At 55.5% G+C, this 14,607-nt stretch carries 12 protein-coding genes and 1 tRNA gene; 6 read left to right on the top strand and 7 right to left on the bottom strand.

The window, feature by feature from the left end; genetic code table 11:
• Positions 1–303: 303 nt before the first annotated feature.
• The 3 genes from AC1EJZ_RS06275 to AC1EJZ_RS06265 all read right to left on the bottom strand — a co-directional run bounded on the left by AC1EJZ_RS06275 (position 304) and on the right by AC1EJZ_RS06265 (position 2,074).
• Positions 304–549, bottom strand: coding sequence for a hypothetical protein (locus AC1EJZ_RS06275; RefSeq protein ID WP_141757394.1), 246 nt, complete (start codon positions 547–549; stop codon positions 304–306).
• 138 nt (positions 550–687) lie between these two features.
• Positions 688–1,566, bottom strand: a complete 879-nt coding sequence (locus AC1EJZ_RS06270) for a pentapeptide repeat-containing protein (RefSeq protein ID WP_480294242.1) — start codon at positions 1,564–1,566, stop codon at positions 688–690.
• A gap of 434 nt (positions 1,567–2,000) precedes the next feature.
• Positions 2,001–2,074 (bottom strand) — tRNA-Leu (locus AC1EJZ_RS06265).
• Between the two features lie 65 nt (positions 2,075–2,139).
• Here AC1EJZ_RS06265 and AC1EJZ_RS06260 point away from each other — a divergent pair.
• A complete protein-coding gene (locus AC1EJZ_RS06260) occupies positions 2,140–2,745 on the top strand; it encodes an ANTAR domain-containing response regulator (protein WP_058236643.1) in 606 nt (201 codons plus the stop codon).
• Positions 2,746–2,821: 76 nt separating this feature from the next.
• On the opposite strand, the gene AC1EJZ_RS06255 is transcribed toward AC1EJZ_RS06260, so the two are convergent.
• Both AC1EJZ_RS06255 and AC1EJZ_RS06250 read right to left on the bottom strand, forming a co-directional pair.
• On the bottom strand, positions 2,822–3,679 hold the full coding sequence (locus AC1EJZ_RS06255; protein ID WP_480294241.1) for a YsnF/AvaK domain-containing protein: 858 nt from the start codon (positions 3,677–3,679) through the stop codon (positions 2,822–2,824).
• A 154-nt stretch (positions 3,680–3,833) separates the two neighbouring features.
• Positions 3,834–4,316: a PaaI family thioesterase gene (locus tag AC1EJZ_RS06250; RefSeq protein WP_227469353.1), complete on the bottom strand. Its 483-nt coding sequence runs from the start codon at positions 4,314–4,316 to the stop codon at positions 3,834–3,836.
• An 18-nt stretch (positions 4,317–4,334) separates the two neighbouring features.
• On the opposite strand from AC1EJZ_RS06250, the gene polA reads away from it, so the two are divergent.
• Entirely contained in the window at positions 4,335–7,196 is a 2,862-nt protein-coding gene (gene polA / locus AC1EJZ_RS06245) for a DNA polymerase I (protein WP_480294238.1), read from the top strand.
• 185 nt (positions 7,197–7,381) lie between these two features.
• Entirely contained in the window at positions 7,382–8,839 is a 1,458-nt protein-coding gene (gene rpsA, locus AC1EJZ_RS06240; RefSeq protein WP_058236645.1) for a 30S ribosomal protein S1, read from the top strand.
• Between the two features lie 83 nt (positions 8,840–8,922).
• On the opposite strand, the gene AC1EJZ_RS06235 is transcribed toward rpsA, so the two are convergent.
• Both AC1EJZ_RS06235 and AC1EJZ_RS06230 read right to left on the bottom strand, forming a co-directional pair.
• On the bottom strand, positions 8,923–10,254 hold the full coding sequence (locus AC1EJZ_RS06235) for an alpha-L-fucosidase (RefSeq protein ID WP_058236646.1): 1,332 nt from the start codon (positions 10,252–10,254) through the stop codon (positions 8,923–8,925).
• A 13-nt stretch (positions 10,255–10,267) separates the two neighbouring features.
• The gene (locus tag AC1EJZ_RS06230; protein WP_480294236.1) at positions 10,268–11,410 is read right to left on the bottom strand and encodes an ROK family transcriptional regulator; all 1,143 of its coding nucleotides are present in this window, start codon (positions 11,408–11,410) and stop codon (positions 10,268–10,270) included.
• A gap of 157 nt (positions 11,411–11,567) precedes the next feature.
• Here AC1EJZ_RS06230 and AC1EJZ_RS06225 point away from each other — a divergent pair, with 157 nt between their 5' ends.
• From AC1EJZ_RS06225 to AC1EJZ_RS06215, 3 genes are read left to right on the top strand one after another with little or no spacing between them, the layout of a single operon-like run.
• The gene (locus AC1EJZ_RS06225; RefSeq protein ID WP_480294234.1) at positions 11,568–12,848 is read left to right on the top strand and encodes an ABC transporter substrate-binding protein; all 1,281 of its coding nucleotides are present in this window, start codon (positions 11,568–11,570) and stop codon (positions 12,846–12,848) included.
• Positions 12,845–13,720, top strand: coding sequence for a carbohydrate ABC transporter permease (locus AC1EJZ_RS06220; protein WP_285014118.1), 876 nt, complete (start codon positions 12,845–12,847; stop codon positions 13,718–13,720). Before AC1EJZ_RS06225 ends, AC1EJZ_RS06220 begins: the two co-directional genes overlap by 4 nt.
• Positions 13,713–14,606: a carbohydrate ABC transporter permease gene (locus AC1EJZ_RS06215; RefSeq protein ID WP_285014117.1), complete on the top strand. Its 894-nt coding sequence runs from the start codon at positions 13,713–13,715 to the stop codon at positions 14,604–14,606. The genes AC1EJZ_RS06220 and AC1EJZ_RS06215 overlap by 8 nt, the downstream gene beginning before the upstream one ends.
• The last annotated feature ends 1 nt before the right edge of the window (position 14,607 follow it).

The raw sequence follows: 14,607 nt of genomic DNA, 5'->3' as shown, positions 1-14,607 counted from the left end.
GAGGGGGTATCTGGTGCCGTCAGGGCAGCGTACCTGCCCGGCCCCGCGTACATGACGATGGTTTGTTCGCATGGTGGTGCGAGAATCAAGCACTGCGTTAAGGGGGCGGGTTCCTACCGTGGCGGTTCATGCGTGACCAGCCCATGACCAGTGCTTGACCTGTGTTTGACGCTGCGATATGGCGGCACGTTGACCTTTTCTTGACGCACGTTTACCCAGGCGTGGCTGAAGTGTTACCGGGCTTTGGCGCGCGTTTGACTGTACGGAACCCGGTTTGACTCGCGCGTGACCATCTCGTGGTGCCTACAGAATACCCAGGCCGCGCAGCACCCACCAGATCAGGCCGATACCCACGACAGTTCCCACAATGGACAGTGTGGTTCTGACTCCAGCGCCGAGCAGCTTGCCTAGCATGGACCCGATGGACGCGACGAGCGCGATCACGAACACCCACATGAGGATTTCGTTCGACCAGATCAGATCCCACACGCTCCAGAACGCGTTTGTGAGCGCCTGCCAGGATCCTTCAGCTCCGTCACGACCGTTCATCGTGCCATACTCCATTCACATTCATCCACTACCAGCGTGCCCGTGCGGGCTAGATTCTCTAGTTGCGGCTGGAGGCTGCGGTCAAGGCGGCAGGACACAAACCTGACACCATTTAGATCCTCCGCCTCACACTCGCTGTTAAGGCTGTACAAGGGGCTCGGCGTTGAACGTGCAGCCTTCCATCTGGATACGTCCGGCGGCTTCAAGGTCGGTCAGATAGTCCTCGTCGGCAATGTTGAACCTGGTGCCGGAGAACGTGGAACCATCCAGCGTGACATGTTCAAGCGTGCTGCGGGAGAAATTGCAGTAGGTGAATGAGCAGTTGGTCATGCTGGTTGTGTTCAAGTTGGCGTGGTTGAACGGCGTGTTGGTGAATGTGCAGCCGGTCATGGTGGTGTTATTCATGTTGGTGTAGTTGAAGTTTGACGCGATGAATGTGCAGTCGGTCATGGTGGTGTTGGTCAGGTCGGCGGAGTGGAGCCAGGAGTCCTCGAATACACTGCCGTTGAGGTGAGAGTCCGTGACCGTGGAGCTGATGAATTGTGTGTTCTCGAAATTACCGCCGGTGACGGTCAGGTTGTCGGCCTGGAGAGCGTGGGCGTCAACGCTAGTGAAAATACTCTTGTTCAGGGCGACGTTGGTGAGCTGGTTTTTCGTCAGGCTCGTGTGCGCGACGTAGGCGTTATTGGCGGTCAGGTTGGCGGCGGTGGAGTTGCAGATGAAACTGTCGTGGATATCGACCTTGTTGAACGTTGACCCCTCGACGTGGGTGTTGTTGGTGCTGAATTCACGGAGCTCAACTTCGGTGAGGGTGGCGTCGTGGAGATTAATGTCGCCGGTGACGTTCATGACCGACTGGTGGTTGATGTCGAGGTCGTGGTAGTGGCCGCTGATGTCCTTGTTACGGATGTCAGTGCTGGTGTTGTTTACTGGGTCGGGGAGCGTGGCGTGGGTCTTGGAATCGAACTGGCCGCCCTGGGGTGAACCGGCGGGCTTACGGGGCTGAAATGAACTCATGGGGGACTTAGTTGCGGCTGAAAGTCGCCCAGCACATTCAAGGCACAGCCCCAAAGATTTTTGTTCGCTTTCCACCCGTATGTTGCTGGTCGGGCGTGGGGTCAGCTTGAGCGCGAACACTCACCTCATCACCGCGCTTGAGTGGAGCGGCGCGAAAGTTGCGTAGGATAACGCCCGAACGGTCGCAGGTGTGTGACAGGTTACGGTTCGGGCTGTGCTGTGCGGGTTGGCGACACACCGGGGAACCATATATAGCCGTGTATCAATATGGTTGAAAGGCGTTTTTCGCAGGTGGGGGGCAAAACGGCTTAAATGGGCGGAAAACCCCTCGATTACGTTTAGTAAAAAGTCAGGTATTGCACGTAGATTGCACGAAAACGGCCTGCTTTCGGCTCGACACCAACTTTTCGTTGATATTCCGCCACAGTAATTTGTACCCCGGGTGGGATTCGAACCCACAACAAGCCGGGTTTGAGCCGACCGCCTCTGCCAATTGGGCTACCAGGGCACACGCGAACGTGCTCATCAAGGATAAGATATTTATTGATCAGACACCAATTGAAGGAATTTCAGATGAGCACAGACGAAAACAAGCCGCGAAAAGTGTTAGTAGCTGAAGACGAATCCCTGATCCGCCTTGATATTGTCGAGACGCTGACCGCAGCAGGTTTCGACGTCGTCGCAGAGGCAAGTGACGGAGAAGAGGCTGTTCGGCTGGCACTGGAGCCCGACAACGAGGATGACACTCCTGATCTGTGTGTGATGGATGTCAAGATGCCCAAAATGGATGGCATCACAGCTGCAGAAAAGATTCTGCGAGAGCTCTCCTGCGCTGTTGTCATGCTGACTGCCTTTTCACAAAAAGAACTGGTCGAACGTGCGCGCGACGCAGGAGCTATGGCGTACGTCGTGAAGCCTTTCAGCCCTGCCGACCTGATTCCCGCAGTTGAAATCGCCCTGTCCCGTCACCGTGAAATCGAGTCACTGGAAGAAGAAATCTCCGACATGTCGGAGCGTTTCGAGACGCGCAAGCGCGTAGACCGCGCCAAGGGACTCCTGATGGAAAAGATGGACATGACTGAGCCTGAGGCGTTCCGATGGATCCAGAAGACGTCCATGGATCGTCGCCTGTCCATGCGTGAGGTCGCAGACGCAGTGATCGATCAGGTGGATGACTGAGACTGCTTGAGATATGTGTATGCGGGTCTTGCACGAAGTTGCAAGACCCGCATTGTTGAGTGAGAGTCGCGCTCAATCAGTCGAGACGCTCTTCGCCGTCGACGTTGCTTTCAATGCGCTCCTTCTTGAGGTCTTCTGACACGGTCTGCGTGTCCTGAACGGTTTGCGTCTCGAGTGACACGCGCTCAACAGGCACGCTCTCCTTGGAGACAACGACACGGTCCTCATGCAGGGTCACGGAAGCAGCACCCTCGGAGATGTCCTGGCCATCCAGGCTCTTTGCCTCTTCCTCACTGATGGGGGTGCGAACCACACGTACTTCCTCGCGCTCGACGGGAACCTCGACAGTCTCGGTTTCGGTGACGACCGTCTTGCGGAGCTGAGCTTCACCAGTCGCGACGCGTTCCTTGGCAACGTTGAGCTGTTCTTCGGAACGAATGATTTCGCCTTGGTCTGCTTCGTCGTGGATCGGCTCCTGGTCAGCCAGGTGACGCGCCTCAGCGGCGCGATCCTCCTCGTGAACTTCCTCGTCGGCCACAGGCGCAACGGGGGCGGCGGCAGGAACGTCTGATTCCGGTGCAGTGCGCGGAGCCTGGTCCTCGATCGGTGCTGCACCATCGGCCAGAGAACCGACACCGTAGTGGCGGTACAGTGTGTCCTGATCCTCAGGAGTCAGGTGACCTTCATCAGCGAGGTCAGGCGCATCCTTGATGCGATCCTTTTCAAACGCGAGGTGCAGGCCTTCCTCGTCGAGGCGGTATCCACGCAGTGGGACAAGGCTGGAGCCCATGCCAAAGAGGCCGTGAGCAACTTCGATGAAATCGGGCTCACCCGTCGCATCGTTGGTAAATACCTGCTTCACGTCGCCCAGCTTGTCGCCGTTGGAGTCGAAAGCTATTGCGTTGGCAAGTTCTTCGATTGAGTGTGTGGTCATGACAATGTCCTCTCAATTGGAGTTTAGGTAGGTGTGACGTAAGTCCCTATCCCAAAAATGAGATTAACAGTGTCTGTGGCATTCGTCTCAGTGAACTCAAGAGGTGTAGACCGCGTATTTTCGTCGCCCTTGTCAGTCTCGCTCAAGACCGAGATCAGCGTCGCTTCAGCACACGATTGGAAATACGTGCGGTTCCAATGAGGCGTTCATCTCCATCGGTGATCGAGACCAGATGAACCGTTGATGAGCCACCCAGATGGGCCGCACGGGTCGTCGCCGTAATCGGCCCCTTGGTGCCTGCTCGAAGATGCGAGATGGACAGCTCCACGCCCACCACGTAGGCATCCGGGCCGCCCACACTGTAGGCGTGTGCTCCCGCCGCAAGCGATCCCGCTGTCTCAGCCAGAGCCGCCGATGCGCCGCCATGCAGAATTCCAATTCGCTGCGTATTGCCCTCAAGCGGCATTGTGATCGACGTGCAGTCAGGGCCATACTGTGTCACTTCCATGCCCATCGCGTCCATCAGCGTCCCTGGCCAATGCTGACCCACCATCGTCGGCCCATAGTCACTGTGAGATTCCTGATGGTCATCAGATTGATGTGAATGTGTGTCATTGGCATGATTCGTCTCGCTCATACCTCTAGGGTGTCATGTGTGGACGGAAAACTGCTGATTATTGATGGACATTCGATGGCCTACCGCGCGTTTTACGCGATGCGTTCGGGTAATTTCCAGACCTCGACCGGTCAGGACACCAGTGCTGTGTTCGGATTTATCCGCATGCTCACGAAGATCCTCAAGGATGAGAATCCGACACGTGTCGCTGTTGCCTTCGACGTCTCGCGTCATTCGTTCCGCACGGATAAGTACCCGGAGTACAAAGGCACTCGCGATGAGACCCCTCCTGAATTCCACGGACAGGTTGATCTGATCGACGCTTTCCTGGAAGCCATGGGTATCTGCCGTCTGCGCAAAGACAATATAGAGGCTGACGACATTCTGGCCACCCTTGCACATACTGCGTCTCAACAGGGGCTGGATGTTGTCGTGGCATCAGGTGACCGCGACGCCTTCCAGATGGCGAACGAACACGTCACGATTCTGTACCCCGGTCAGTCGATGTCGGACCTGCGTCGCATGACACCGGAAGCCATTGAGGAGAAGTACGGCGTGCCGCCTCAGCGTTACCCGGAGCTTGCCGCGCTGGTGGGGGAGACCGCCGACAATCTGCCAGGAGTGCCTGGCGTCGGCCCCAAGACCGCTGCCACGTGGATTAACAGATTCGACGGACTGGAAAATGTCCTGGCTCGCGCAGATGAGATCGGTGGCAAACGCGGAACAGATCTGCGCGCCCATATCGATGACGTGCGCCGCAACCGCTCGCTGAACCGCCTGCTCACTGACGTTGATCTGGGAATCACTCTCGATGACCTTTACCGTCGTCCCACCGAGCATTCAGAGGCGATGAGTCTGTGCGACAGCCTTGAATTCGGACCCGGCACGCGCCGCGAGATCGTCTCGGTCGCATCGATCGCACTCAACCCCTCTGCTCCGGACGCCCTCGTCAATTCCGGGGGCAGCACGGCCGACGAGGGTGGCGCGGAAGAATCACTCATCCTTGATGACGTGGAAATTATCCGAGCCGATGCGAACACGAATGTCCAGCAGGTCCTTGCAACCTTTGAGGCAGAGACGTCAGTGGGAATCTGGTGCGAAGGCGTCGCGAACCCGCCCCTGCCTGACCTGGAACATCTTGCGATCGCGAGCGGCATGAAGGTACTCCTCATTGATGCTCGAGAGGTCACCACCGAGCAGACGGCTCAGTGCACGCAATGGCTGGCGCACCTGAGACGACCCCTGATTGCCCATGACCTCAAAACACTGGTGCATATGATGCGCGCTTGGGACGTGGAGACCCTGCCGGTGACCTTCGACGTTGCATTGGGCGCCTACCTGCTGCGGCCCGAGCAGCGCTCCTACGCGATCGACGATCTGGCTGAGCAGTATCTGGGCGTGCACATCACGGCCCTGGAAGAGGAAGAATCCGGTCAGCAGACGCTGGATCTGGACGGTGAATCGGAGGAGAAACAGGCTGCGGCGCGTAGACAGATGGCGCAGCGCGCAGCCGTCCTGCCGCATGTGGCTGATGCTCTCAGGCGGGCGATGAATGATGATGAACGAACATTGCTTGACGATGTGGAACAGCCTGTCGCGCGCATGCTGGAACGCATGGAACACGTGGGGATCGCGATTGACAATGAGGAACTCGACCTGCAACGTCAGGAGCTGTCGAAAGCTGTTGAAGGTGCTGCGCAACGCGCCTATGACGCAATCGGCCACACGGTGAACCTGTCGAGCCCCAAGCAGCTCCAGCAGGTCCTGTTTGATGAACTCGATATGCCCAGGACCAAGAAGACGAAGACGGGGTACACGACGAATGCGGAAGCGCTGGAGACACTGTTCGAGAAGACGCGCCACCCGTTCCTGGAGCATTTGCTCACGCACCGCGACCGCATCAAGCTGTCCCAGATGACGCAGTCCCTGCACAGCGCGATTGCTGATGACGGCAGGATTCACACGACGTTTTCTCAGATTGCGACTGCCACGGGGCGGCTCGCCTCGTCGGAACCGAACCTGCAGAATATCCCCGCGCGCACACCCGACGGCATGCGCATCCGGCACGCGTTCGTTGCAGGGGAGGGGTGGCAGTCCCTGATGAGCGTGGACTATTCGCAGATCGAGATGCGCATCATGGCGCACCTGTCCAACGATGAAGGACTGATTGACGCCTTCAACTCGGGTGAGGATCTGCACCGCACGATGGCGTCGATGGTGTTCGACGCGCCTGTCGATCAGGTGACATCCGAGCAGCGTTCGCGCATCAAGGCGACGTCCTACGGTCTGGCCTACGGGTTGTCATCGTACGGTCTGTCTGCGCAGCTCGGAATCGGTGTGCCGGAGGCGGCGGAGCTGCGCGAACGCTACTTTGAGCGTTTCGGCGGCGTGCGTGACTACCTGGACGGCATCGTGGAGCAGGCCCAGAAGGATGGCTTTACCCAGACAATGTTCGGTCGTCGCCGCTACCTGCCCGATCTCATCTCCGACAACCGTCAGCGCCGTGAAATAGCCAAGCGTGCCGCACTGAACGCGCCGATCCAGGGATCGGCAGCCGACATCATCAAGATCGCGATGGTTGGAGTCGACAGTGCCTTGCGCGACGAGAAACTACGCTCGCGCATACTGCTGCAGATTCACGATGAATTGATTCTTGAAATAGCCGAGGGAGAAGCTGTGCACGTGGAAGAGCTGGTACGTGAGAACATGGCCTATCCTCCATTGCCGCATGGCCTGCAGACTGCTCGCGCCCCGCAATCCGATGACGATGGCGATGTGGAACCCACCGGCCAGGATGAAGCCACCGACCATACGCGCGCCGAACACCCGGTGCTGGCGCTGCGCGTGCCGCTGGATGTAGCGGTGGGGATCGGCCATTCATGGAAAGAAGCTGCTCACTAAGTGCACCAGTTGTGAGATTGGTCAAATATGTCACTGCTCACACATCTTTTCAGGAGCTGAGGGTAGATCTTTGATCCTGAACTGGTAAACTTTATCGGGTGTGTGTCAGTTGCCTTCGCGGTGACTGACGGACACACTCAATTTTGTCCATCTACTAGATCGTCCGTTTCGGAGTACATAACTACATGACCACCAGCACCGAGCAGCCGAGCATCTCTACGCCTCAGGTTGCAGTGAACGACATTGGGTCTGAAGAAGACCTGCTCGCCGCCATCGACAAGACCATCAAATACTTCAACGATGGGGACATTGTCGAGGGAACAGTCGTCAAGATTGACCACGATGAGGTCCTCCTCGACATCGGCTACAAGACCGAAGGAGTCATCCTTTCACGCGAATTATCCATCAAGCATGACGTCGATCCTGATGACGTCGTCGCGGTGGGTGATCAGATCGAAGCTTTGGTACTCCAGAAGGAAGACAAGGATGGCCGCCTGCTTCTGTCGAAGAAGCGCGCACAGTACGAACGCGCATGGGGCCAGATCGAAAAGGTCAAGGAAGAAGAAGGTGTTGTCACCGGCACTGTCATCGAGGTCGTCAAGGGCGGCCTGATCCTCGACATCGGCCTGCGCGGCTTCCTGCCCGCGTCCCTGGTTGAGATGCGTCGCGTGCGTGACCTGCAGCCCTACATCGGCCGCGAGCTTGAAGCCAAGATCATCGAGCTCGACAAGAACCGCAACAACGTGGTCCTGTCGCGCCGCGCATGGCTCGAGCAGACGCAGTCCGAGGTTCGCACCAACTTCCTCAACACCCTGCAGAAGGGACAGGTCCGCAACGGCACCGTCTCCTCGATCGTCAACTTCGGCGCATTCGTCGACCTGGGTGGCGTGGACGGCCTGGTGCACGTCTCCGAACTGTCCTGGAAGCACATCGATCACCCGTCAGAGGTTGTCGAGGTCGGCCAGGAAGTCACCGTCGAGGTCCTCGACGTCGACATGGATCGCGAACGCGTCTCCCTGTCCCTGAAGGCCACCCAGGAAGATCCGTGGCAGGCATTCGCCCGTACCCACGCAATCGGCCAGGTTGTGCCCGGCAAGGTCACCAAGCTCGTTCCGTTCGGTGCGTTTGTGCGCGTCGAGGACGGAATCGAAGGCCTTGTCCATATCTCCGAGCTCGCCCAGCGCCACGTTGAGATGCCGGAGCAGGTCGTCAAGGTCGGTGAAGAGGTCTTCGTCAAGGTCATCGATATTGACCTGGAACGTCGCCGCATCTCGCTGTCGCTTAAGCAGGCCAACGAGGGCGTCGACCCGAAATCGGAAGACTTCGATCCGTCACTGTACGGAATGGCTGCCGAATACGACGAAAACGGCAACTACAAGTACCCTGAAGGCTTCGATCCGGAAACCCAGGAATGGATGGAAGGATACGACGAGCAGCGCGAGGCCTGGGAAGCCCAGTACGCCGAAGCGCACGCCCGTTGGGAAGCCCACCGTGCCCAGGTTGCCAAGGCGCTGGAAGAAGACGCAGAGGCTGCTCCGTCAGTCGAGGAACAGGCGTCCTACTCCTCGCCGGTTGACAACTCCGGCACGTTGGCATCGGATGAGGCACTCGCCGCTCTGCGCGAGAAGCTGACGAACAACTGATGCTGATGCGGTAAGAAGCTGCACGAAAGATCCCGACTCGCCAAGCGAGTCGGGATCTTTCTATATGACAGCGACGGTGGTGCCTACTTCATGCGCACTGCGCACACCGCGAGGGAACCTGAACGTAGGCTGTCCGGAATCTGTACCGCGAGGCCGTTGCGCTCAGCCGGTGACGAATTACCGAGCCAGCGAACAGACGCATCGCTCGGGCACCCTGACGGAATCTCAACGTCGCTGCGCTGAGAAGGATCCACGAAGATGAAGAGTTCACCATCATTGCGCGTGTAGCGTTGCGAGGCTTTCCTACTGTCAGCATCGATAAAGACGCGCGTGCCGTAGATCGCCTCGCCGTTCGTCTTCAACCACTGTCCCAGGCCGCGCAGCGAGTTTTGCTGGAGCTCCGGGATCGTGCCATCGGCGCGTGGTCCGACATTGATGAGCAGATTGCCGTTCTTGGAGACAGTGTCGACGAGAAGATCAATCAGGGCTGGTGCCGACAGGGTGTTGTTCTCGTCTTCATTGGTGTTGTAGCCGAATGAATGCCCCAGACCACGTGTTGCTTCCCACGGCTCGGGGATCACTGAGTCGATGATGCTGTACTCGCGCGTCAGGTAGCCATGGTAGGGAATACCCCAACGATCGTTCACGACACCATCGGGAACAGTCGAGAAGTATTTGCGGAAAAGCGAGGCCAGAGCGTAATCCTCATTCGATTTTCCGCTGTCGGGCCATTCGATGTCGTTCCAGAGAATGTCGGGATGGAAGCGGTCAATCAGCTCGCGCAGCTGATCGGCCGCGTAGCGCGCAAATTCAGGGTCATTGCGACGGTAGACGAACAGATCTCTGTCCGATTCGATCGGCGGGAAATGCGCAACGTGCCAGTCATGGGCGCCCGAGAAGTAAACGCCGAACTTGAGTTTCGCCTCACGCGCACTGTCATGAAACTCCTGAATGATGTCGCGCTGGGGGCCTCGCTGCGCGGCTGAGAAGTTCGTGGTGTCCGTGTTCCACAGGCAGAAACCGTCGTGGTGCTTGGTTGTGGGAACGAGGTAGCGCGCACCTGCCTCAACGAAAAGGTCCACCATCGCGCGCGGATCGAACTTCTCCGCGTGCCACATGTGCGCAAAATCCTCGTAGGAGGTTCCGATTCCGTACTTCTTGTTGTGGCGAATATGCGCCGGGCTGTGCGGAATCCGCACTGTATTGGCATACCACTCGGCGTAGGAATGCATTGCGTATTCGTCATCGGGCTGTACGCCTTCTTCAGGCAGCGATGCCCAGGCGGGAACAGAGTAGAGACCCCAGTGAACGAAAATGCCGAGTTTGGCATCCTGGAACCAGTCGGGCACATCGCGTTGTGGGTAGGTTGGCTCAGGAGAGAAAACCGGGCCGGTGCGATGTTCGAAATTAATCACTATATTTCCTCTTCTAGATAGAGTCTGATTTGGTTTCTGAGAAATGGCGCACTAGGGCGTAATCGGATGCCGCTCGCGCAAGATTTAGACTACAGAGGTCAACGTGTCTCACGGTCGGCACTTGTTGAAGGGTAGAAGTATTTGAAGTGAGCTGGGAAGTAAAACCGGATTCTAGGTAGGGCCAAACTTGAGTTAATTTCCCTCCGATCAAAACTTCCGATAGGCCGAGCAATGTACAGGTCGCTCCGACAGACCGGCCGATTAGGGAGCCAACTTTCTCAACCTTTTCAAGAGCGACACGGGGTTGAGAATCGAGAAAGTCTCGAGCATCCTGCATTGAGTCGAGAGGATGTGAAGTTGTATGCGAAAGCAGCTGGATAAAGGATTCGACTCCGGCGAAAACTTGAAGACATCCGGAATTTCCGCAAGAACATGGGGGCCCTGACGGGTCGACTGAGACATGTCCGAATTCTGTGGAAGTACTTTTTTCCCCGTGAAGGAGGCGATTGTCGTGGACAATGGCGGCACCAACGCCGATGTCCAGAGAGACTAAGAGGAAGCTCTGTGGTCGTGTTGGTTCAAAGGATAAATTCCATAGTGCAAAGTTTTGTACGTCGTTAACTAGGACAAAAGAGTGACCAGTCGCTAGGGAGAGTAAACGTGCGAGAGGCCAGTTTGCTCGATGATGGACCACCGACAGGCTGACATCTTTTGCGTTCGGAGTTATCGTACCGGAAACGGAGGCTGCACCTCCGAGGCAATTGATGCCTGGAGGCAGATCTGATTCAAGAGAACTGACGGCTACTGCAATAGTGCTAGGCATCTCGTCTAGAGATGAATAGTGACAGCGAGACTCCTTCAGAATCTTTCCTGATAGTGAAGATAAGACGAGTGTTGATTCATCAACTCCGATGTCGATTCCAATCGTATATGCAGCGGCATCGTCTATCTTCAATGGCTTCTTTGGTCGGCCTCCGTTGCTCGGTGTTGGATGCATTTCCGTCAAGAACCCTGCATCTAGGAGTCTCCGTACCTGCGTCGTCGCGGTAGGTGCTGATATGCCTAACATAGGCGCAATCTCGCTCCTGCTCAGGGGGCCAACTCTCGAAAGGAGGTGGAGAATCGCGCTCTGGTTCTCAGCATCTAACTGATTCACTTGGTTATGCACCTCCACCCAGAGAGCTAGATTTCTTACTGGTAACTAGCTTAGTGTCTGACACACCGAATGCGCCAAGTTGACAGACAGGTTAATAAGGGGTCTAATTAAGTTTATCGTGCCATAAGGACGATATTGACTCGATGTGGAGGCCCTCGTGAAATCAATTCGAAAAATAGCCGCAGTAGTTGCCTCGGTCAGCCTGCTTGGATGCATGGCTGCCTGCTCCGACAACTCTGGAGCCGAAAGCGCTTCGGCGGGCGGAGATACCACTATTAACTGGACTTTTTGGAACCAAGGGGACGAGCTAAATAAAATCTGGGAAGGGTTAGCGGCCAAGGCGTCGGAAGCGGATCCGGCGGTCAAGGTGAACCTCACGCAGGCACCGTTTGCTGATTATTTCACGAAGCTACAGTCGCAGCTGGCAGGCGGAACTGCACCCTGTCTGATCTCGATGCAAAGCTTAAGACTTCCTGCCTTCAAGGATGCATTGACGCCACTTGACGACGTCATGCCTGAAGGCTACTTTTCAGACGAGCAATGGGATGCCGGCTCTCTCAAAGCATTGCAGTATGACGGTAAGCAGTACGCTATTCCTTTTGGAATGTCGACCCTGGTTATGTATTACAACGAGGATATTTTCGCCGATGCTGGCCTCCCTGTGCCCGATCCTTCATGGACCATTGAAGATTTCGAAAAGGCAGCAAAGACGATCACCGAGAAGACCGACAAACTCGCATTCGGCCAGTCGTTCTCAGATCTTCATATGTTCTCTATGCTTCACTCTTTTAACGGCGCAACGCCTGTTTCCAAAGATGGTGAGCTACAGCTGAGTACGCCAGAGATGCAAGAGGCATTTGAATGGTATTCGGGTCTATCAACAGAACAAAATGTTGCTAGCACTCCGGCAAGCAGTTCTGATGTCCCTTGGGGCGAGCAACAATTCCTAGCCGGTAACGTTGCGATGGCGGTTGATGGGACGTGGAACATTGCAGATAACGCGTCGAATGTTGAATTCAAGATTGGTACGGTGCCACTACCTGCGGGTAAGAACGGCAGTGGAACATTCTCCGCTAACTCTGGCTTCGGTATCTCGTCGTCGTGTGAAAACAAGGAAGCTGCAGCAAAGGTTCTTGAAGTCATCACTTCGGAGGAAGCTGCAATGGAGCAGGCTCAGAGGGGCTCTGCACCTGCACGTTTGAGCGCCATGGATGCGTTCTTCGAGTCGATGGCTGCATCAGTGGATACCAAGAATCCGGGCTACTCTGAACAGGCTCGAGAGACGATGGAAGCTGCATCCCAAAATGCAATTCCCTTCATCTCGACGAGTAATTGGGACGAAACGACTAAGCAGATTGCGCGCTATTTCGTGCTCTCATACTCGGGATCGACCACACCAGCAGAAGCACTTAAGACGGTCGAGGAGGCCTCTAAGTGACTCGCGCTCGCCGGTCGGAGTTGCCTGCCGCGCTCGGTTTCATGACACCGAGCGTGGTGGGACTAACTCTTTTTATCGTGTTTCCTACAGTTCTTGCTTTTGTTACGAGCCTCTTTCATTGGCCGACCTTTGGCGAGATAAGCTTTGCGGGTCTCGCAAATTACAAGGAACTCACAAACGAGCTGAGTGGATTCCTCGCTTCACTGCGTAACACGATTGTCTTCACTCTCCTGATTGTGCCTATCAACTTGATTTTGACTCTTTCAATGGCTTTTTGGATAGCCACTAGCCGTTTTGCAAAGTTCTATCGAGTAGTCTTTTTTCTACCAGTTGTGACACCTTCTGTCGCCACTGCAGTTATATGGAAGATGCTGTATCAACCAGATGGGTTCTTTTCATGGATTGCGAGCATCTTCGGCATTAAGCTTCCAAACTTGCTTGCGACGGAGTCAACTGCCCTTTTCGCTGTTCTCGCTGTCATCATATGGCAAGGATTCGGTTATAACACCTTGATTTTTTCAGCTGCTATCGACCAGTTGCCGAATGAGGTAATTGAGGCCGCCAAGGTTGATGGGGCGTCATCTATAAGACTGCTCTTCCAAATTAAGATTCCGCTCCTGACACCATCAATCTTCTTCGCTACTACCGTCACCATGATCCAAGCCTTCCAAGTTTTCAACGAGCCGTTTGTAATGACGGCGGGAGGTCCAGGTCACGCAACCTCTACAGTCGTCATGAATATCTACCAAACGGCATTCCAGAGTGGGCAGCTCGGTGAAGCCGCTGCGCCAGCCATCGTACTGTTTGGCCTTATCTTGATTGTGACTTTATTCCAGTGGTTTGGACAGAAGAAGTGGGTTCATTATGAGTGAGAAGATTTTAGTGGGCGACAGTTCAATCGCCCTGGAAAAAGGAACTATGCGTAACAATAAGCCTCTTAAGATTGGCAAGTTTCTTGCTGAATTTTGCCTTGCTTTCTTGGCGGTCTGCTATATCTTTCCGATTTTCTTCGCAATCACTTCGTCGCTAAAGCCGAAGAACGAGATCTTCTCGAAGCCACCAAGACTCTTTGGCTCTGAGGTTCGGTGGAGCAACTATATAGAAGTGTTCTCTCAGGCACCATTCGGTCGATACATTCTTAACGGCGTGATTGTTTCCGCTCTCGCGACTTTGATTGTACTGACTGTTTCGTCGCTGTCTGCCTATGCTTTCGGAATTCTCCGCTGGCGTGGCCGAGATGGCACGATGCTTCTTTATCTCTCAACGATGATGATTCCGCAGGAAGTTTTGGTTATTCCTATGTTTTTGCTTATGCAGAAATTGGGATGGATTAACACTTGGCAGGCTCTCATTTTGCCATTCGCTTTTGGTGCTTTTGGTACGTTCCTTTTGAGGCAGTTTTTCCTTAATCTGCCTTACGCCATCGTTGAGGCTTCTCGTATTGATGGATGTTCGCATTGGAAAACCTTTACAAGAATTGTTCTCCCGATGGCGAAGTCGTCTCTTGCTGTTCTGGGTGTCTGGACTTTCATCACGAACTGGAATAGTTTCCTGTGGCCATTGATTGCTATTGATGACGTCCGGAAGCTAGGTACAGTGCCGTTAGGTTTGCAGTCATTTGTCGGCGAACATGGTGCGCAATGGCACTTGATTCTGGCTGCCTCGGTAATCTCTATTCTTCCGACGCTGCTAGTCGTGATCGTGCTTCAAAGACATCTGGTCAAAGGCATCGCGACGGTTGGACTTGCGGGGCGGTAAG

The sequence above is a fragment of the Pauljensenia sp. C0170B5 genome (assembly GCF_056590195.1).
Note: the sequence above shows the minus strand (reverse complement) of the source record. Positions and strands in the feature narration are given on the sequence as shown.

Excerpts from the sequence above, each read along its gene's own strand:
- AC1EJZ_RS06275 (WP_141757394.1), bottom strand. The coding sequence starts at position 549 with ATGAACGGTCGTGACGGAGCTGAAGGATCCTGGCAGGCGCTCACAAAC.
- AC1EJZ_RS06270 (WP_480294242.1), bottom strand. The coding sequence starts at position 1,566 with ATGAGTTCATTTCAGCCCCGTAAGCCCGCCGGTTCACCCCAGGGCGGC.
- AC1EJZ_RS06260 (WP_058236643.1), top strand. The coding sequence starts at position 2,140 with ATGAGCACAGACGAAAACAAGCCGCGAAAAGTGTTAGTAGCTGAAGAC.
- AC1EJZ_RS06255 (WP_480294241.1), bottom strand. The coding sequence starts at position 3,679 with ATGACCACACACTCAATCGAAGAACTTGCCAACGCAATAGCTTTCGAC.
- AC1EJZ_RS06250 (WP_227469353.1), bottom strand. The coding sequence starts at position 4,316 with ATGAGCGAGACGAATCATGCCAATGACACACATTCACATCAATCTGAT.
- rpsA (WP_058236645.1), top strand. The coding sequence starts at position 7,382 with ATGACCACCAGCACCGAGCAGCCGAGCATCTCTACGCCTCAGGTTGCA.
- AC1EJZ_RS06215 (WP_285014117.1), top strand. The coding sequence starts at position 13,713 with ATGAGTGAGAAGATTTTAGTGGGCGACAGTTCAATCGCCCTGGAAAAA.